This is a genomic window from Aliirhizobium cellulosilyticum, assembly GCF_014198105.1.
Lineage (GTDB): Bacteria > Pseudomonadota > Alphaproteobacteria > Rhizobiales > Rhizobiaceae > Neorhizobium > Neorhizobium cellulosilyticum.
Genome location: NZ_JACIGW010000001.1, coordinates 252,033 through 270,580, shown reverse-complemented (window position 1 = coordinate 270,580; position 18,548 = coordinate 252,033). Strand labels below are relative to the sequence as shown.

The following is an 18,548-nucleotide window of genomic DNA, read 5'->3' as shown; positions in this document are numbered from 1 at the left end:
AAGATTTATCCCTTGACGGCGCCGGCCATCAGGCCGCGCACGAAATAGCGTCCGGCGACGACATAGACGAACAATGTCGGCAGCGCGGCAAAGACGGCCGCGGCCATGTCGACATTGTATTCTTTCACGCCGGTGGAGGACGAAACGAGGTTGTTGAGCGCCACCGTCATCGGCGAGGCTTCGCCGGACGAGAAGGAGACGCCAAACAGAAAGTCGTTCCAGATATTGGTGAACTGGTAGATGACGGTGACAACGATGATCGGCCCCGAACTGGGCAGAAGAATGCGCCAGAAGATCTTGAAGAACCCTGCGCCATCGATCATCGCGGCCTTCACCAGTTCGTCCGGAAAGGCTTCGTAATAATTGCGGAAAAACAGCGTGGTGAAGCCGAGACCGTAGATCACATGGACCATAACGAGCCCGGTCGTCGAGTTCGACAGGCCCATCAGTCCCAGCAGCCGCGCCATCGGGATCAGCACCGCCTGGAACGGGATGAAGCAGGCAAACAGCATCATGCCGAAGACGAGCTTGTGGCCCGGAAAACGCCACTTGGTCAGCACATAGCCATTGAGCGCCCCGAGCAACGTCGAGATGATGACGGCCGGCACCACCATCTTGATCGAATTCCAGAAGTACCCCTTGATGCCGACGCAGGAAACGCCGATGCAGGCCTCTCCCCAGGCCTTCGTCCAGGCGGCGATCGACGGGTCGGTCGGCAGCGCCAGCATGTCACCGCCGCGGATCTCGTCGAGCGATTTCAGCGAGGTCGACAGCATCACGTAAAGCGGCAGCAAATAGACGACTGCGAGGATGATCAGCGCGGCATAGATGAAGTACCGGGTGAAACGCGCCGAGCCGGCGCTGACTGTTTCGGGTGCGGCGCTCATTGCTTCTTCTCCCGCAGTTCCGAATAAAGATAGGGAACGATGATCGCGGTAATGCCCATCAGCATCATCACGGCGCTGGCCGAACCGACATTCATCTGGTTGCGGTTGAACGTGTAGGAATACATGAAAGTGGACGGCAGCTCCGTCGCATTGCCCGGCCCGCCGCCGGTAAGCGCGATGACGAGGTCATAGGACTTGATCGCCATATGGGCGAGCACGATGAAGGCCGAGAGAAAAACCGGCCGCAGCAGCGGAATGATGATTCGGCGATAGATGGAGACCGTCGACGCGCCGTCGATCTGCGCTGCCTTGATGATCTCACCGTCTATGCCGCGAAGACCTGCGAGGAACATCGCCATGATGAAGCCCGATGCCTGCCAGACACCGGCGATGACGACGGTGTAGATCGCCATGTTCGGGTTCACCAGCCAGTCGAAGGTAAAGCTCTCCCAGCCGAGATTGCGCATCGTGTGTTCCAGCCCGAGACCGGGATTGAGGAACCATTTCCACGCCGTACCGGTGACGACGAAGGACAGCGCCATCGGATAAAGAAAGATAGGTCTGAGCACGCCCTCGGCGCGGATCCGTTGGTCCATCAGGATGGCGATGAACAGCCCGATCGCGGTGCAGAGCGCGATGTAGAGAATGCCGAAAATCGCGAGGTTCTGCATCGCCACATACCAATTCGGCTGCGACCACAGCCGGAAATAGGCATCGAACCCACCCCATTTATAGACCGGCAGGATGCGCGATGTGGTGAAGGAAAGCGTGATCGTCCAGAGGATGAAGCCATAGACGAAAATCAGGATGACGGCGAAGGACGGCGCCAGAACGAGTTTCGGCAGGCCGTTGCGCAAACTGTCTGCGAAGGATTTTCGCGGCCGTTCCGGGGTGATCACCGGCATCGGTTCGATTGTCGTCATGGGGGTCTCCGGCGACATGCGAGAATGAGATTAAGATGTAAGCGGTAGCAATTGAGGTTTGCCCCTCATCCGCCTGCCGGCACCTTCTCCCCGCTTGCGGGGAGAAGGACACGAGCCGCAAGCCTCCGTCCCTCTCCAGCATCAAGCGTGGCAAGTCCCCTCTCCCCGCAAGCGGGGAGAGAGCTAGGGTGAGGGGCAACTGCACGCTCTACGTGAGGGGCAAGCCCGATCAGCCGATCACTTCGCCGCAGCCACCGCTTCCGGCAGGCGCTTCAGCGCTGCATCCGTCGTCAGCTGACCGTTGAGATGCTGGGTGATGACGTCGAGCATGGCTTCCTTGATGGCGGCCGGCTGGGCGTAACCATGGGCGAGAGAACCCATCAGCGTGCCCTTGGACGAGGCTTCAGCCAGATCCTTCATGCCCTTCTTGGCGCAATCGTCGAATTCCGTATCCGGGATGTCGGTACGGGCCGGAACCGAACCCTTCACCTTGTTGAAGGCGATCTGGAAGGCCGGGTTTTCGACAGCCGATGCCATCTTCATCTGCGCGTCGGCGGCATCACCACCCACGTCGAACATCATGAACTGGTCAGCGTTGAACAGGACCGAGCCTTGCGTGCCGGGGAAGCGGATGCAGACGAAATCTTTGCCCGGCTCCTTCTTGGCGCGCAGCCATTCGCCCTTAGACCAGTCGCCCATTTCCTGCGCGCCAGCCTTGCCTTCGATGACGAGCGCCGTCGACAGGTTCCATTCGCGGCCGGAGAAGTTCGGGTCGAAATAGGTGCGAAGTTTCGACATGTCGTCGAAGACCTTCTTCATCGTGTCGCTGGAAAGTGCTTCCGGATCGGCTTCGAGCACCGCCTTCTTGTAGAAATCCGGGCCACCGCGGGAAAGAACCACGGCTTCCCAGAGTGTGCCGTCCTGCCACGGAACGCCGCCATGGGCGAGCGGGACAATGCCGTCAGCCTTGAATTTGTCGAGCAGCGCGAACAGCTCGTCGATATTGGTCGGAACCTTGCCGCCCGCCTTGTCGAGTGCGGCCTTGTTCAGCCACAGCCAATTGGTCGAGTGAATGTTGACCGGTGCGGCCACCCAGTGACCGTCATATTTGGAAAATTCCTGCAGAGCCGGCGGAATGACCTTGTCCCAGCCTTCCTTGGCGGCGAGATCGTCAAGGTTGGCGGCAACGCCCATTTCCGACCAGTCGCGCAGGTCGAAGCCGAGCAGCTGAACCGCAGTCGGCGGATCGCCTGCAGTGACGCGAGCGCGAAGTGCGGTCATGGCGGCGGAACCGGCACCACCGGCAACCGGCATATCCTTCCAGGTCACGCCTTCCTTGGCGAGGTTTTCCTTCAGAACGTTGAGTGCTGCAGCTTCACCGCCCGACGTCCACCAGTGCAGGACCTCGACTTCAGCGGCCTTGGCGGCACCGGCTGTCATCGCGATCAACGCGGCACCGGCAGCCAGTTTTGTAATGGCACGAATATTCATTGATGATCTCCTCCAAATCCGGGCTCCTCTCCGGATGAGCAATTTATAACGTTATAACCCGAGCAAGTGTCAACCCATGGATGAAGGTTTTCGAATTGCTCGCGATCAATTTTTTAAAGTATTGATCCGGCTCGACAAATATCGATTTTCAGAGGAATGTTCGTCCACTTGAAAGAAAATTCTGGAAATCGTCACGAAATTTGCAACGATATATATGCAGCTCCGGCAGCGGTTAAGCCGCCGGATGGAGGATGAGACATGCCGCTGGACGATGCAGAGGACGGACGCCAACCGAACACGGCTGGTTCTTCGACTTCAACTTCCGGCCCCCACCGAAAGCCGACGCTGAAGACGATTGCCGAATTGACCGGGCTTGCGGTGACCACCGTGTCGCGCGCGCTGGGCGACGATCCGCTGATTGCCCGCGAAACCCGCCAGCGTGTTCAGGCAGCAGCGGCTGAGGTCGGTTACCTGCCCGACCGGGCGGCCCAGCGCCTGCGTACCGGCCGCACCAATGTCATCAGCCTTGTTCTGGACCCGCATGAGGAAATCCTCGGCTACGGCACTTCGATGATCAGGGGCATGACGGCGACATTGCGCGGCACGCCCTATCACCTTGTCATCACCCCGCATTTTTCCGATACGCCGCAGATCGATCCCGTCCGCCATATCGTCCGCAACCGCATGGCCGACGGCATCCTCTTCAGCCGCACCGAACCTTCCGACGAGCGAGTGAAATTCCTGCTGGAGGCAGGCTTTCCCTTCGTCTGCCACGGCAGGACGGAGCTTGCGACGCCGCATCCTTATGTCGACTACGACAATTACCGCTTCACCTATGAGGCGGCGAAAAAGCTGATCGCCTCCGGCTGTCGGCGGCTGTTCATCATCCTGCCGCCCGAGCGCTTCACCTTTCACCACCACATGCGCCACGGCTTCATGACGGCGGTGCGGGAGGAAGGAGTAGGCTTCGAGATAGCCCAGGGCATCACGCTCGACAGCAAGGCCGATGCGGTTCGCGATCATGTTGCGGCAAGGCTGGCGAAATCCGATCCGCCGGACGGTTTCATCTGCGGCGGCGAAGTCTCCGCCATGGCGGTAATGTCGGCCACCCACGACCTCGGGCTTGAGATCGGCCGGGATGTGAGGTTGGTGGCAAAACAGACATCCGGCCTGTTCGATCAGGTCCGGCCGCGGATCGAGACGATCTACGAGGATTTGTCCGAGGCCGGAAGGCTGATGGCGGGGCTGCTATTGAAGCGGATGGCGGGAGCAACGCCGGTGAGTGAGTTGCAGGCGGTGCTGGAGGTCTGAAGTTACCCTCGGTGGGCGACAAAGCCCCCTCTGCCCTGCCGGGCATCTCCCCCACAAGGGGGGAGATCAGCTGGGCGCCAGCTCCTCGCCTCAAGCAAACTTCATTTTTGGCGCCGCTACCATTCTACGCTCAACAGGAAGCGAAGGTAGCGCCGTGTGTGATCTCCCCACCTGTGGGGGAGATGGCCGGCAGGCCAGAGGGGGGCCAGCACGCGCCGACGGCCCCCGTACCCTCATCTCAATCCTCTTCGACAAACACCTCTTCGCGCTTCTTCCTTACACTCGGCAGGAACACGACGATGAGAACGACAACGGCAATGAACAGCAGCGTGGCACTGATCGGCCGCGTGACGAACGTGCTCGGATCACCGCGCGACAAAATCATCGCCCGCCGCAGGTTTTCTTCGAGCAACGGTCCAAGCACGAAGCCGAGCAGAAGCGGTGCCGGCTCGCAGCGGAGCTTCAGGAGCAGGTAACCGAGCAGGCCGAAGAATGCGACAGCGTAGAGGTCGTAGACGTTCGAGTTGACGCTGTAGACGCCGATCGAGCAGAAAGCCATGATGATCGGGAAGAGCAGGTAATAGGGGATCGTCAGCAATTTCACCCACAGCCCGATCAGCGGCAGGTTGAGGATGACGAGCATCAGGTTGCCGATCCACATCGAGGCGATGATGCCCCAGAACAGCGCTGGCTGTTCGGCCGCCACATTCGGCCCCGGCACGATGCCCTGGATAATCATCGCTCCGACCATCAACGCCATCACCGGGTTGGCCGGAATACCGAGCGTCAGAAGCGGAATGAACGAGGTCTGGGCACCGGCATTGTTCGCCGATTCCGGGCCGGCGACACCGGCAACCGCGCCATGGCCGAACTCCTGCGGGTTTTTCGACACCTTCTTTTCCACCGTGTAGGAGGCGAAGGAGGCGAGGATTGCCCCACCACCCGGTAGAATGCCGAGCACCGAGCCGATCGCCGTTCCGCGCAGCACCGGTGCAATCATCGCCCGAAAATCCTCGCGGCTCGGCAGAAGGCCGGAAACCTTTGCCATCAGTACTTCCCGCGTCCGTTCGTTTTCGAGATTACGCAGGATTTCCGCGATACCGAAGACACCGACCGCAACCGCGACGAAATTCAACCCGTCGGCATATTCGCGGATACCAAGCGTAAATCGCGGCGCACCGGTATAGATGTCGGTGCCGACGAGGCCGAGCAGCAGGCCGAGCGCCACCATCGCCAGCGCCTTGATGACCGAACCATGCGCCAGCGCAATCGACGAGACGAGACCGACGACCATCAGCGAGAAATATTCGGCAGCGCCGAATTCCAGCGCAATCGCGGTGAGCGGCGGCGCGAAGATGGCGACGAGAAAGGTCGACACCGTGCCGGCAAAGAATGAGCCGATCGCAGCGATGGCGAGCGCCGCCCCGGCCTTGCCCTTGCGCGCCATCTGGTAACCGTCGATCGCAGTAACCGCCGACGAAGATTCGCCGGGCATGTTGATCAGGATCGCCGTGGTCGAGCCGCCATATTGCGCGCCGTAATAGATGCCGGCGAGCATGATCAGCGACGAAACGGGTTCGAGCTGGAAAGTGATCGGCAACAGCATGGCGATCGTCGCGGTGGCGCCGATGCCGGGAAGCACGCCGATCAGCGTGCCGAGCAGCACCCCGATCAGGCAGAAGAACAGGTTCTCGATCGATCCTGCAGTCTGGAAGCCGAGAAGAAGATTATTGAAAAGATCCATCAGTCAAATCCTAGAAGCGAACCCAGGGTCCGAAGCGCTGGAAGGGCAGCCCGAGGCCATAGCTGAAAACCAGCACGGAAAAGGCGGTCAGCAGCACAGCGAGAATAACGGCCGTCAGCGGCTTCATCTTGTGGGAGGCGAAAGAGGCGATCAGCGCGGCGAAGAACAGCGACGGCACGAAACCGAGGCCGCGCACCGTGATGCCGAAGAAGATCGGGGCGGCAAGAATGAAGATGATACCGCGCCAGGCAATAGGCCCGATCGGCTCTCCTTCCACGCGAAATGCCTGAAACAGGATGATGGCGCCGAACAGGATGAGCGCCAGCGCCAGGATGAACGGGAAATAACCCGGCCCCATGCGAAACGCCGTGCCGAGTTCGAGTTCGATCGACTGATAGGCGAAGAAGATGCCGGTCAGGATCAGCAGGATGCCGCAGATCAGATTGGCTTTGTCGAATGACTTGGAATTCATGGTGTCTCCGTTTGAGTGGGAGATGGTCTAGCGTTGATGGCTGGAGCAAGCTCGCCCCCTCTGCCCTGCCGGGCATCTCCCCCACAGGTGGGGAGATCAGCTGGGAAGAAGCTCACCAATCAACCTCGGCGTTTGCGTTCTGCGCTTTGTCTGGTCACTCAAGGTCCGCTGGACACGGTGATCATGAGGCACGTGATCTCCCCCTTGTGGGGAGATCACCGATAGGTCAGAGAGGGCGCGCTTACTCTAAGTCGTCGCTGAATACCGCACCCCATCCAGCGCAAGCACTCAGTCCGCGTACTGCCCGGCAGACTCGATGATCGGCTTCCAGCGGGCGATCTCGGTCTCCAGCTTGGTTTTCAGCGCAGCCGGCGTTGCATCAGCTTCCGGCGAGGGCTTGGTGCCGAGTTCGGCAAAACGCTTGACGATATTCTCGTCCTTCAGCGCGCCCTGGAGCGACTTCGACAGGCGCTCGTTGATCTCGGCGGGTGTGCCCTTCGGCGTGTAGATGCCGTGCCAGATGCCGACGGTCATGCTTTCAAGCCCGGCTTCCTTGACGGTCGGCAGGTCCTTGAAGATGTCGAGACGCTCGGGCGAAGTGACGGCGTAAGCCTTGATCGTGCCGCCCTGGATCTGCTTCGTCGTGTTAGTGGTCTGGTCGCACATGATATCGACCTGGCCGCCGAGAAGATCGGTCATCGCCGGGCCCGTGCCCTTGTAGGGAACGGTGACGAGCGGGGTCTGGATCGCGCTCATGAACAGCATGCCGCAAAGATGCGAGGCAGCCCCGATGCCGGCATTGGCGACGGTCACCTTGTCGGCATTCGCCTTGGCATATTCGACGAGACCCTTGAGGTCAGTTGCTTCCATGTCCTTGCGGGCGACGATCGTCATCGGCACGTCGGTGACGAGACCGACATATTCGAAGGCATTCAGCGTGTCATAGGCAAGCTTGCGGTAAAGCGTGGCGCTGGTCGCCATGCCGATATGGTGGAGCAGAACCGTGTAACCATCGGCCTCGGCTGCAGCGACACGGCCGGCACCGAGTGTTCCGCCGGCACCGCCGACATTTTCGACGACGATCTGCTGGCCGAGATCCTTCGACATGGATTCGGCAACGAGACGGGCAACCGTATCGGTCGGGCCACCGGCGGCAAACGGCACGACCATGGTGATCTGGCGCTCGGGATAGCCCTGAGCACTCGCCTGTGCGGAAAACATCGAGATGGCGGCAAGCGCCGTTGCGCCGAGAACGGCGTTAAACAGTTTCATGAATTTCCTCCTCCAAGGACAATATCCAGCCTGTAGCTGCAGATGCACATCTCCTCCGGCACCTGCTTGGGATCCATTAGCGGGCGGCGCGGAAACGCTGGCAATTGGCTAACGGCAAGCGAAGGCAGGATATTTCCTTAACCGCAGCGCAGCATGGGTGGATTTGGGAACAACGGACGTCCGGCGTGGGTGGAAATCCACCCAACCGCCTTGAGTAATAGTGACGCAGCGGCAAAATATCCGCCAATTCAACTCAGGAAAAGTCGGCGAACGCTCCCGACTCGTCTTCATCGCCAACTTGGGAGGACTTCAGCATCTTCTTGTCGAGACCGTATTTCTGCATCTTCTCGTAGAGCGTCTTGCGCGAAATGCCGAGCGTTTCATAGACCGGCTTCAGCGCCCCGCCATGGGCAGCAATCTCGGTGGCGATGAGATTGCGCTCGAAGGCGGCAACCTTTTCCGCCAGCCGGCCGCCGTTTTCCTTTGCAGCCCCGCCCGGCTCTCCCGAACCCGGATCGAGACCCAGCACCAGCCGGTCAGCGGCATTGCGCAGCTCGCGCACATTGCCCGGCCAGTCCCGCTGGGCGATCAGCGAAAGGATATCCGGAGGCACGATAATATCCTCGCGGCCGTAACGCGCCGCCGCCTCGCGCACGAGCTGGAGGAAGAGCAGCGGAATATCCGCCCGTCTTTGCGAAAGCGCCGGGACATGCACCGTCGCGACATTCAGCCGGTAGAGAAGATCGGCGCGGAAGCGACCGGCCGCCACTTCCGCCTCCAGATCCACCTTGCTGGTGGCGATGAAACGCACATCAAGCGGTACGGTCTCGTTGGATCCGAGCCGGGTAATAACCCGTTCCTGCAGCACCCGCAGGAATTTTGCCTGAAGGTCGAAGGGCATGGAGCTGATTTCGTCGAGCAGGATCGTCCCTCCCCGCGCATGCTCGAACTTGCCGTATCGCGGCCGAAGCGCGCCGGGAAAGGCACCGGCTTCGTGGCCGAAAAGCTCGCTTTCGATCAGTGTTTCGGGAAGAGCGGCGCAATTGATGGCGATCAGCGGTCGGTTGGCGCGCGGGCTGATATCGTGCAGGGCGCGAGCCACCACTTCCTTGCCGACACCGGTATCGCCGATGACCAGCGTATCGGCATCCGTCGCGCCGATCGCGCGGATGCGGTAGCGCAGATCGACCATCACCTGCGTGCGGCCCGGCATGCGGGCTTCCACATCGTCGCGTTTTCCCGCAACGGCTCTCAGGCGTCGGTTTTCCAGAATAAGCGCCCGCCGTTCCAGCGCACGACGGATGACGCCGGCAAGATGCTGCGGGGTGAACGGCTTTTCGAGAAAATCGTAGGCGCCTTCGCGCATCGCCTTGACGGCCAACTGCACATCGCCATGGCCGGTGACGAGAATGACCGGGATTTCCGCATCGAGTTCGCGCACCCGGTGCAGAAGCGTCATGCCGTCCAGCCCCGGCATGCGGATATCGCTGACAATCACGCCATCGAAGCCGAAACCGGAAAGCTCCAGCACGTTTTCCGCATTCGGAAACGTGTCGACGGTAAGGTCAAACAGTTCCAGCGCCTGCGCGGTGGAGCGGCGCAGTTCCTCCTCGTCATCGACAAGCAGCACCCGTTGCGCAAGCGTCATTCGGCGGCCTCCATTACGCTTGCATCGGCGACATCGAGTTCGATGGCAAACACCGCCCCGCCTTCCGGATGATCGGTGACCGAAAGGCTGCCGCCGAAATCCTTGACGATATTGTAGGAGATCGACAGGCCAAGCCCCAGCCCCTTGCCGACGCCTTTGGTGGTGAAGAACGGGTCGAAGATACGCTCGCGAATGGCGGCAGGAACACCTGGCCCGCGATCGCGCACGATGATCATCACCTTCTCGGCCGCACCGGAGGCAGACACATCGATACGCCTGTCCCCAAGCCCTTCGACGGCATCAGCCGCATTGGTAACGATATTGACCAGCACCTGCTGCAGCCGCACGGCGCCTGCCATCACCCGCGGCAGGCCCGGTTCGATCGTGATGGAAAGCTCCGCATCCGCCGCCTTGAGCCGCGCCGAAACGATCTCGATCGTATCGCGGATGACATCCTCGACGCTGACCGCGCCGAGTTTTTCATTCGGCTTGCGGGCGAAATTGCGCAGGTGACGGCTGATCGACGCCATTCTGTCGATCAGCGCCGAGATGCGCTTGAGATTGTCACTCGCGTCCTCCACCCGCCCCCGCTCGATCAGGAGACCGGTCGTCTCGGCATAGGTCTTCGCCGCGGCAAGCGGCTGGTTGAGTTCGTGGGAGAGCGCTGCCGACATCTGGCCGAGGCCGGCGAGTTTTCCGGCCTGAACCAGATCGGCCTGTGTCTTGCGCAACCGGCGCTCGGTCAGGCGGCGCTCGGCGATCTCCTTCTCGATACGGCTGTTGACGCGGGCAAGGGCTGCGGTGCGCTCGTCCACCCGCCGCTCCAGCTCGTTCTGCGCCTCGGCCTGTAGCTGCATGCGCTCAGTCATCCGCGCCCGGCGCTGGAAGACGATTGCCGAAACCAGCCCGGCAAGGCAGAGCGCCAGAAACACGGCGGCCATCATCGTCTGCGCCTGCCAGCGCACCGAGGCCGTGTCCATCAGCACATTCACCGTCCATCCGGCCTCCGGCATGGACTGCGAGACATAGAGGTATTCCCGCTCAGCATTGCCGTTCCGGATCAGCATCGTCTCATGGCCGGCAAAGCTGCCATAGGAGAGCGGCAGCTGGTGCAGCTTCACATCCGCATATCGGCGGGAAGTTTCCGTCCGGGCAATCCGATCCGGCGTCAGCGGCAGGATAGCGGCAAATCGCCATTCGTCGCTGCCGGTCATGAAGATGATGCCTTCCGGATCGGAGACGAAAATCCGATCGTCGCCGCCGGCCCAGGAGGCCTCGATCGTATCGAGATCGACCTTGAAGACGATCACCCCGAGGATTTTTCCATCCATCACGATCGGCGAACTGAAATAATAACCGCGCTTGGCCGATGTCGTGCCGACCGCGAAGAAACGCGACCTCTCGCCCCGCGCCGCTTCCTGGAAATAGGGCCGATAGCTGAAATTCTCGCCGACGAAACTGACGGGAGAATCGTAATTGCTGGCGGCAATCGTCGTGCCGTCCATGGTCATGATGTAGATGTCCGACGACTTCAGCAGCGCATTGACGGATTTCAGATAGCGGTTGGCGTCAAGCTGCAAAGCCTCGTTGCCGGGGTCTTCTATGAGAACCTCGATGATCTCGTCATCGGCAGTCAGCGCCGGCAGCGCCTCATAGCGCTTCAGATGCCCGTCAAGCGCCGAAACCGCCAGCCTCAGCGTCGTCCCCGCCTGCAGCTCCGCCTCGTCCATGGCGCTGCGCGCCACGAACCCATGCACCTTACATGTCAGCACAAGGCCGAGCACAAGACAGAGGACAGACACTGCCGCGATACGATATTTCACGTCCGAAGGGCTCCTCCTCCCTCGACCATAACGCGCATATCTTACGGAGCGCCGCAGAATTTTCCAATGGCTTCTCGTATGACGGGTGCGTTTGGATATTTTGGCGAAAGCGAAGGCTGCTATGTAGCACCGTCACAGGCAGCAATCCCGTGCAAGACGCTTGACTTGCGGTAGGATATCACGTCGTTGTGCAATCAATGAGGGCAGACCGCTTCGGGCGGAAATAGGGGTTCAGATGGTTTCCTTACTTGCGCTATTCATGGGCGGCGTCGCCGGCCTCAGGGCGATGATGGCCCCGGCCCTCGTCACCTGGGCGGCAGCGCTCGGTTGGCTTGATCTGTCCGGCTCATGGCTGTCCTTCCTCGCCTCCAAATGGGCGGTGCTGATCTTCACAATTCTCGCCGTGTTCGAACTGGTGACCGACCAGTTGCCCAACACGCCGAGCCGCAAGGTGCCGCAGCAATTCATCACCCGGCTGATAACCGGCGGCGTCGCCGGTGCAGCGATCGGCATCCCGTATGACCTTTGGCTGGCCGGCCTCGTTTCCGGTGTTCTCGGCGCCATCGCCGGCACCTATGGCGGGGCATGGGCGCGGGCGAAATTGGCCGAGATTTTCGGCAAGGATGCACCGGCCGCCTTCATCGAGGATGGCGTGGCCTTCGTCGTGGCCTTTATCATCATTTTGTCTCTCCCCGCGGCCGCAACGATATGAAGCGTTTCGACGCGATCATCATCGGTGCCGGCCAGGCAGGCCCCTCGCTTGCCGGCCGGTTCAATGATGCGGGAAAGACGGTCGCGATCATCGAGCGCAAACATGTCGGCGGCACCTGCGTCAACACCGGCTGCAAACCGACCAAGACGCTTGTCGCCAGCGCCTATGCCGCCCACCTTGCCCGCCGTGCCGCCGATTATGGTGTCGGCATCCGCGGCGACATTTCGGTCGACATGCAGGCGGTGATGCGCCGCTCTCACAAGGTCACGCTCGACAGCCGCCACGGGAACGAGAACTGGCTGGAGGGCATGCCGAACTGCAGCCTGATCCGCGGCCACGCCCGTTTCGAAAGCAGGGATGTCATTCGCGTCGGCGATGAATTGCTGACCGCGCCGCAGATTTTTCTGAATGTCGGTTCGCGCGCAACAATCCCGGATTTCGCCGGTGTGGGCGACGTCCCCTACATGACCAATACCGATATCGTGATGCTCGACCGGCTGCCGAAACATCTGGTGATTGTCGGCGGCAGTTATATCGGGCTGGAATACGCGCAGATCTATCGCCGTTTCGGTGCCGAGGTCACGGTCGTCGAAAAAGGCTCGCGACTGATCGGCCGCGAGGACGAGGATATTTCCGCAGCCGTGCGCGAGATCCTTGAGGCGGAAGGCATCCATATCCGCACCAATGCCGAATGTATCCGTTTCCGCAAGCACGGAGACGGTATAGCAGTCGGCGTGAATTGCGACGAAGGCGAACCCGAAGTGATCGGCTCGGATGTGCTTCTGGCAGTCGGTCGGCGGCCGAATACCGACGATCTTGGCCTCGACAGGGCCGGCATCGAACTCGATGCGCGCGGCTTCATCAAGGTGGACGAGCGGCTTGCCACCAATGTCGACGGCATCTGGGCGATGGGCGACTGCAATGGTAAAGGCGCTTTCACCCACACCGCCTATAACGACTTCGAGATCGTGGCCGCCAACCTGTTCGACGGCGAGGATCGCAAGGTTTCGCAACGACTGCTGGGCTACGCGCTGTTCATCGATCCGCCGCTTGGCCGGGTCGGTATGGGCGAGGAAGAGGCACGCAAGGCGGGCCATGATGTTCTGGTCGGCACACGGCCGATGACGAATGTCGGACGTGCGGTCGAAAAGGGCGAGACCAAGGGTTTCATGAAGATCGTCGCCGACGCAAAGACGAAAAAAATCCTCGGCGCGGCCCTGCTCGGCACCGGTGGTGACGAGGCGATCCACGGCGTGCTGGACCTGATGAATGTCGGTGCGACTTACGACGATCTGCGCTGGGCGGTGCCGATCCACCCGACAGTTTCCGAACTCTGGCCGACAGTCGTCCTATCTATGAAGCCCGCATAAGGGGATCGGCAAGCTTTTCCGCTTATCAACGGGATCGGATGATCCTGTCGGGATGGAAGAGATGTGCGGATTTGCAGGTTACGCGGGAGAAGGATTGGGGGCGGAACGCGCGCCTTCTCTTCTCTCTGCCATGGGACAGGCGATCGCCCATCGCGGCCCGGATGGGCACGGCATCTGGACCGGCTCCGGCATAGGCCTCTCGCATGTCCGTCTGTCGATCGTCGGGCTCTCCGATGGCCAGCAGCCTATGACGACACCCGACGGGCGCTACACGATCGCCTTCAACGGCGAGATCTTCAACTATGTCGAACTGCGCGATGAGCTGAAGGCGCGCGGCGCAACCTTCCGCACCGGCTCGGATACGGAAGTGCTGCTACAGCTCTACGCCCATGACGGCGAGGCCTGCCTGCAGAAACTCAACGGCGATTTCGCCTTCGCCATCTGGGACGCGACGGATAAAAAGCTGCTGCTGGCGCGGGACCGAATGGGCGTGCGGCCGCTGTTTTATACCGAGCACAAGGGCACGCTCTATTTCGCATCGGAAGTGAAGGCGCTTCTGACCGTTCCCTGTATCGAAGCCGAACTAGATCCGTTCGCGCTCGATCAGATTTTCACCCTCTGGGCTCCGATCGCGCCACGCACGGCTTTTCGCAATATTTTCGAGCTGGGACCCGGCCAGATGCTGGTCTGCGAAAATGGTGCAAACCGGCTCAGCTCTTATTGGGAACTCGACTTTCCCGATGCCGGAGATTGCGCTTCTGACGCCGATCATTCGGAAGAACTGCGCGCCCTTCTGATCGATGCCGTGCGGCTGAGAATGCGTGCAGATGTACAGGTCGGCTCCTACCTCTCGGGCGGTCTCGATTCCTCGCTGATTTCCGCATTGGCCGCCCCTATGGCGCCGAACGGGCTGAACACCTTTTCCGTCACCTTCGACAGCGCCGAACATGACGAAAGCAGCTTTCAGCAGCAGGTGGCCTCGGCACTCGGCACCCATCACCGCTCGATCGCGTCGTCGCCTCGAACGATCGCGGCGACATTCCCCGATATCATCCGTTTCACCGAGCGCCCGATCCTGCGCACCGCCCCTGCCCCGCTCTACACGCTGGCAGGGCTTGTCCGCGAAACCGGCATGAAGGTGGTGCTGACTGGTGAGGGCGCAGATGAAGTCTTTGCCGGCTACGACATTTTCCGGGAAGCGAAGGTCCGCCGTTTCTGCGCCCGCCAGCCCGGCTCGAAGATCAGGCCGCATCTCTTCCGCAAGCTCTATCCCTATCTTCCCGGGCTGAAACAGCAGTCGGCGGAATATCTTTCGGCCTTCTTCAACGTCTCCGGCACAAACCCATCCGACCCGCTTTTCTCGCATCGACCAAGAATGAAAAGCACGGCAGCGGCAAAGATCTTCTATTCTGGAGATCTGCGCGAAAAACTTGGCGATTACGATGCTGCCGAGGAACTCAGCGCCCGGCTTCCCGAGCGTTTCAACCGCTGGCACCCGCTGCATCAGGCGCAATATCTCGAAACCCGTCTTCTTCTGCCGGGCTACATCCTCTCCAGCCAGGGCGACCGGATGGCGATGGCGCATGGCATAGAAGGCCGTTTCCCCTTCCTCGATCACCGGCTGGTGGAGTTTGCCACGAAACTTTCGCCCGATGCGAAGCTCAAGGGCCTGCGTGAAAAACATATCCTGCGTGAAGCGGCGAAAGGTCTGTTGCCGGACAGCGTCATCGAACGTCAGAAACAGCCATACCGCGCGCCTGACAGCAGTTCCTTTACCGGCCCGGGCACCGATGAGCAGGCTTACCTCTCCGAGATGCTGTCCGAACGTGCCGTCTCTGCAACCGGACTGTTCGATCCGGTGGCGGTTTCAAGGCTTCACGGAAAATGCCGCAAGCAAACTGTCGCCGGTTTTCGCGATAATGCCGCGTTTGTCGGAATTCTTTCAACCCAGTTATGGGCCGAGAATTTTGCCGAAAAACAATTGGTTACAAAAATATCGGCACTGTCCAAAAGCTCGCTTTAAGGCCGAAAATACGCGGTTTCGCCTCTCACGCTCGCGTGATCGATAAAATTTTAGTATTGTCTTTATGAGGATCGGAAGAGCCTGCCTTTAAGCCTTCCAGCACGCCGCGCCACGATCGGGACCCGTGGGCACAAATCGCGACCAAGTCAGGGAGTTTCACCACCATGACCGTATCGATCATCATCAAGACACTGGATGACGAAAAGCGCATTGCCCGCACGATCGAGTGCGCGCTGAAAGCTCTGCCGGATGGCGAGGGCGAAATCATCGTCACCGACCTCGGTTCCCGTGACCGCACGATCGAGATCGCGTCGACCTATCCCGTGCGGCTGACCCAGATCGCCCGTCCCGCGCGTTTTCGCAGCGGTGCCGGCTCGCAGCTCGGTTATCAATATGCCCGCCACGACTTCATCTGCCTGATCGACGCCGACATGGAACTCGATCCGGCATTTCTGCCGGAAGCGATTTCCTTTCTGGAGCGCCACACGCGCACCGGCGGCGTGACCGGCCATATCGACACGACGGTGGTATCCGGCAACGGTTTCGCGTCCAATAACCGTATCGGTGCCGTGGACCAGCTGGCGGGTGGCGGTCTTTACCGTCGGCGGGCTATCGACGCCATCGACTACATGGCGGACCGCAATCTCCACGGCTACGAGGAATTGAACCTCGGCATTCGCCTGCGCAGTGCCGGCTGGAAACTGCATCGGCTGGATCGCCGTTTTGCCCGCCATCACGGCCATGATGCTCGCTCTCGTGACCTGCTTCTGCAACAGGTAAAAACCAAGGAGCCTTTCGGCATCGGAGAGCTCTTGCGGGCAGCAACCGGCAAGCCCTATTTCTATCGGCTGCTGCGCGCCCTGCCCGAGCTTGGCGTCCTGGCGCTCGCCTGGAGCTTCATGTTCGGCTCAATGCTGCTTGTCGCAACAATGCCCGGCGTCACCATGCCCGCCCTGATCATCGCCGCAGGCCTTGGCCTTGTCGTGGCCGTCACGTCCTTGCGCACCGGACGGCTGAAGACGGGTGTTTATACGGTGATCCTCCGCTTTCTTCAGGCTATCGCCCTGCCGGTCGGCTACATCACGCCGCGCCGCAACCCGCGTTCCTGGATCGAAAGCCGGCTTCTCGGCGAACCCGATGCGGAAGTGAGCCGCGATGCCGATCAAGCCACGGATGCTTATGATATCGCCATGGCAAAGAGCGCCCGCTGAGCCCTGATTTAAGCCCGATTGGGCAACCGGAACCCGTAATCCGACTTGCTGCAAGCCAGCCCGCAGAGCCGTGAACAGCAGATAAAATCCGGTCACCGAATCATTACTTCGATTTAACCTGACCCCGCTTGAAACGGCCACAGAAGGTAGTAATCTCACCCCATCGCTGGCTGATGTGTAGGGCGCCGGCGACTGAAAGACGACAGGTCGTCACTGAAGTTCTTTCGCCCCCATGATGGAGGCAAGACATGATACCCGCAGTAGCAACACATACGTTCGACCCTAACGAGCTTGCGTTCCTGAAGCGCGTGTTCGATGACGTTTGCATGGAACACGGCCTGCCCGGCAGCAGCGCTGCGGCAAGCAATGTGGCGGTTGAGATGATTCAGCTTTATCAGCGCGGCGTGAAGGACGAAAAGAGCCTTCATCGTCACTTCGATGGGCACAGCTTCTATGGTTGAACAAGGCTAACGCTTCGCCTGCAAATCCCGTTCATCGCGCATCAGGAAAACCCGGGTGATGGGGTCGAGATTGTCTTCCAGCCAGCTTGCCATCGACATCTCTTCCGCAAGGATGCGTTCGAACACGGCCTGGGCTTCGGTTTCTCCCAGCTCGTCGGCAGCCGCGATCAGCATGCGATAGGTCGCGATCTCCAGATGTTCGAACGCATAGGCCTGAGCAGTGAACTTCACCACCTCGTCATTCATCACCAGCGCGGGAATTCCGTGCACGGTCGCGGCGATGCGCCCGGCAATATCCTTGAGTGCGGACGGCGCACCGGAAAAATCGTTGAGAAGGCTCTGCAGCGCGTCCGCCTGGCTGCGCGTTTCCTCAAGATGTTCGAGCATGCGTGCCTTGAGGTCCGGGTAGTTTTCCAGTCGCCGCGTCTGCGCGGTCAAAGAGGTGATCGCCTGCTCCTCCATCGCATGGGCGCTTTTCAGCCAGGCAATGAAATTGTCCTTCGCATGGGTCATGCAGCTCCTCCCTCGTCTCATCCACAGATAATACACGGGCTCGTGATCGCCAATGGCAACCCCGAACCATAACGGGAAGTTCCCTGACATTGAACGCGAAATTGCCTCGAGATGCCCTCAAGGGATGCATCTGCGGCATATCAGCACTTGTTAAAAAGATGGGAACCATCACTTGCGCCCGGGGTTACCGATGCATTAATGGAGGCGCCGATGATCGAAGATCCAAGAGAGCCAACAGAGCAGCCGCCCATGCCGGCGCCAGGATGGGCTCCAGATCCACCGATCAACGAGCCGGAACCTGACAGGCTGCCCGATGAGGCGCCAGTCCCCAATCCGGATGAGACAAACAGACCGCCCGTGTACATGCCGCCAGGAAATGCGGTGTAACCGGCGGCATAGAAGAGAACGACATGACAGTATCGAGTAAGAGCATGCCGAGCAGCGTTGCAGCTCGGTCCCAGCAGCCAGCCGAGTTCAAACCGTGCCTTTGGAAGCTGCTGGTAGTGACCGCCGGTATCCTGGCCTCCGTATTCGTTGCCATGCAGATGGTCGACGACACCTATGTCGGTTCGTTCGATACCAAGGTCTCCACGCAACAGACCCAGAAGGCCGGCTAAGCCTTTTGAAGACCGCTTAGGAAGCTGGAGCGGGAACAAAAACCGAAATCGTGGCGTTCATCCGTCAGAA

Annotated in this window: 16 protein-coding genes; 7 read left to right on the top strand and 9 right to left on the bottom strand. The window is 60.4% G+C overall.

The window, feature by feature from the left end; genetic code table 11:
- Positions 1-5: 5 nt before the first annotated feature.
- From GGE33_RS01105 to GGE33_RS01095, 3 genes are all read right to left on the bottom strand, one after another.
- A complete protein-coding gene (locus GGE33_RS01105) occupies positions 6-887 on the bottom strand; it encodes a carbohydrate ABC transporter permease (RefSeq protein WP_183820924.1) in 882 nt (293 codons plus the stop codon).
- Positions 884-1,810, bottom strand: coding sequence for a carbohydrate ABC transporter permease (locus GGE33_RS01100; RefSeq protein WP_183820923.1), 927 nt, complete (start codon positions 1,808-1,810; stop codon positions 884-886). The genes GGE33_RS01105 and GGE33_RS01100 overlap by 4 nt, the downstream gene beginning before the upstream one ends.
- 237 nt (positions 1,811-2,047) lie before the next feature.
- Complete coding sequence (locus GGE33_RS01095) at positions 2,048-3,295, bottom strand: extracellular solute-binding protein (RefSeq protein WP_183822222.1); 1,248 nt, start codon at positions 3,293-3,295, stop codon at positions 2,048-2,050.
- Positions 3,296-3,559: 264 nt separating this feature from the next.
- Between GGE33_RS01095 and GGE33_RS01090 the strand changes: the two genes are divergently transcribed.
- Positions 3,560-4,612, top strand: a complete 1,053-nt coding sequence (locus GGE33_RS01090) for a LacI family transcriptional regulator (RefSeq protein ID WP_183820922.1) — start codon at positions 3,560-3,562, stop codon at positions 4,610-4,612.
- Between the two features lie 238 nt (positions 4,613-4,850).
- Here GGE33_RS01090 and GGE33_RS01085 read toward each other — a convergent pair whose 3' ends face one another.
- The 5 genes from GGE33_RS01085 to GGE33_RS01065 form a co-directional block, all read right to left on the bottom strand.
- Complete coding sequence (locus tag GGE33_RS01085) at positions 4,851-6,356, bottom strand: tripartite tricarboxylate transporter permease (protein ID WP_183820921.1); 1,506 nt, start codon at positions 6,354-6,356, stop codon at positions 4,851-4,853.
- 10 nt (positions 6,357-6,366) lie between these two features.
- Complete coding sequence (locus tag GGE33_RS01080; RefSeq protein ID WP_148143082.1) at positions 6,367-6,828, bottom strand: tripartite tricarboxylate transporter TctB family protein; 462 nt, start codon at positions 6,826-6,828, stop codon at positions 6,367-6,369.
- A gap of 288 nt (positions 6,829-7,116) precedes the next feature.
- Positions 7,117-8,100: a tripartite tricarboxylate transporter substrate-binding protein gene (locus tag GGE33_RS01075; protein WP_183820920.1), complete on the bottom strand. Its 984-nt coding sequence runs from the start codon at positions 8,098-8,100 to the stop codon at positions 7,117-7,119.
- 253 nt (positions 8,101-8,353) lie between these two features.
- Positions 8,354-9,748, bottom strand: coding sequence for a sigma-54-dependent transcriptional regulator (locus GGE33_RS01070; protein WP_183820919.1), 1,395 nt, complete (start codon positions 9,746-9,748; stop codon positions 8,354-8,356).
- Positions 9,745-11,571 carry a sensor histidine kinase gene (locus GGE33_RS01065; RefSeq protein ID WP_394353625.1) on the bottom strand — a complete coding sequence of 609 codons (1,827 nt, stop codon included), beginning with the start codon at positions 11,569-11,571 and terminating at the stop codon, positions 9,745-9,747. Before GGE33_RS01065 ends, GGE33_RS01070 begins: the two co-directional genes overlap by 4 nt.
- Positions 11,572-11,806: 235 nt before the next feature.
- Between GGE33_RS01065 and GGE33_RS01060 the strand changes: the two genes are divergently transcribed.
- From GGE33_RS01060 to GGE33_RS01040, 5 genes are all read left to right on the top strand, one after another.
- On the top strand, positions 11,807-12,283 hold the full coding sequence (locus GGE33_RS01060) for a DUF4126 family protein (RefSeq protein WP_183820918.1): 477 nt from the start codon (positions 11,807-11,809) through the stop codon (positions 12,281-12,283).
- Positions 12,280-13,653, top strand: a complete 1,374-nt coding sequence (locus GGE33_RS01055; RefSeq protein ID WP_183820917.1) for an FAD-containing oxidoreductase — start codon at positions 12,280-12,282, stop codon at positions 13,651-13,653. Before GGE33_RS01060 ends, GGE33_RS01055 begins: the two co-directional genes overlap by 4 nt.
- A gap of 61 nt (positions 13,654-13,714) precedes the next feature.
- Positions 13,715-15,676, top strand: coding sequence for an asparagine synthase (glutamine-hydrolyzing) (gene asnB, locus GGE33_RS01050; RefSeq protein WP_183820916.1), 1,962 nt, complete (start codon positions 13,715-13,717; stop codon positions 15,674-15,676).
- A gap of 164 nt (positions 15,677-15,840) precedes the next feature.
- Positions 15,841-16,887: a glycosyltransferase family 2 protein gene (locus GGE33_RS01045; RefSeq protein ID WP_183820915.1), complete on the top strand. Its 1,047-nt coding sequence runs from the start codon at positions 15,841-15,843 to the stop codon at positions 16,885-16,887.
- Positions 16,888-17,135: 248 nt separating this feature from the next.
- Positions 17,136-17,348, top strand: a complete 213-nt coding sequence (locus tag GGE33_RS01040) for a hypothetical protein (RefSeq protein ID WP_148143075.1) — start codon at positions 17,136-17,138, stop codon at positions 17,346-17,348.
- Positions 17,349-17,354: 6 nt separating this feature from the next.
- On the opposite strand, the gene GGE33_RS01035 is transcribed toward GGE33_RS01040, so the two are convergent.
- Positions 17,355-17,861 (bottom strand): ferritin-like domain-containing protein, encoded by a 507-nt coding sequence (locus GGE33_RS01035; protein WP_148143074.1) that lies wholly within the window; start codon positions 17,859-17,861, stop codon positions 17,355-17,357.
- 410 nt (positions 17,862-18,271) lie between these two features.
- Here GGE33_RS01035 and GGE33_RS01030 point away from each other — a divergent pair, with 410 nt between their 5' ends.
- Complete coding sequence (locus tag GGE33_RS01030; RefSeq protein ID WP_183820914.1) at positions 18,272-18,478, top strand: hypothetical protein; 207 nt, start codon at positions 18,272-18,274, stop codon at positions 18,476-18,478.
- Positions 18,479-18,548: the final 70 nt, after the last annotated feature.

What these genes read in the sequence shown, in the direction of transcription:
- GGE33_RS01105 (WP_183820924.1), bottom strand. Translation starts at nt 887, where the DNA reads ATGAGCGCCGCACCCGAAACAGTCAGCGCCGGCTCGGCGCGTTTCACC.
- GGE33_RS01100 (WP_183820923.1), bottom strand. Translation starts at nt 1,810, where the DNA reads ATGACGACAATCGAACCGATGCCGGTGATCACCCCGGAACGGCCGCGA.
- GGE33_RS01090 (WP_183820922.1), top strand. Translation starts at nt 3,560, where the DNA reads ATGCCGCTGGACGATGCAGAGGACGGACGCCAACCGAACACGGCTGGT.
- GGE33_RS01085 (WP_183820921.1), bottom strand. Translation starts at nt 6,356, where the DNA reads ATGGATCTTTTCAATAATCTTCTTCTCGGCTTCCAGACTGCAGGATCG.
- GGE33_RS01080 (WP_148143082.1), bottom strand. Translation starts at nt 6,828, where the DNA reads ATGAATTCCAAGTCATTCGACAAAGCCAATCTGATCTGCGGCATCCTG.
- GGE33_RS01075 (WP_183820920.1), bottom strand. Translation starts at nt 8,100, where the DNA reads ATGAAACTGTTTAACGCCGTTCTCGGCGCAACGGCGCTTGCCGCCATC.
- GGE33_RS01070 (WP_183820919.1), bottom strand. Translation starts at nt 9,748, where the DNA reads ATGACGCTTGCGCAACGGGTGCTGCTTGTCGATGACGAGGAGGAACTG.
- GGE33_RS01060 (WP_183820918.1), top strand. Translation starts at nt 11,807, where the DNA reads ATGGTTTCCTTACTTGCGCTATTCATGGGCGGCGTCGCCGGCCTCAGG.
- GGE33_RS01055 (WP_183820917.1), top strand. Translation starts at nt 12,280, where the DNA reads ATGAAGCGTTTCGACGCGATCATCATCGGTGCCGGCCAGGCAGGCCCC.
- asnB (WP_183820916.1), top strand. Translation starts at nt 13,715, where the DNA reads ATGTGCGGATTTGCAGGTTACGCGGGAGAAGGATTGGGGGCGGAACGC.
- GGE33_RS01045 (WP_183820915.1), top strand. Translation starts at nt 15,841, where the DNA reads ATGACCGTATCGATCATCATCAAGACACTGGATGACGAAAAGCGCATT.
- GGE33_RS01040 (WP_148143075.1), top strand. Translation starts at nt 17,136, where the DNA reads ATGATACCCGCAGTAGCAACACATACGTTCGACCCTAACGAGCTTGCG.
- GGE33_RS01035 (WP_148143074.1), bottom strand. Translation starts at nt 17,861, where the DNA reads ATGACCCATGCGAAGGACAATTTCATTGCCTGGCTGAAAAGCGCCCAT.
- GGE33_RS01030 (WP_183820914.1), top strand. Translation starts at nt 18,272, where the DNA reads ATGACAGTATCGAGTAAGAGCATGCCGAGCAGCGTTGCAGCTCGGTCC.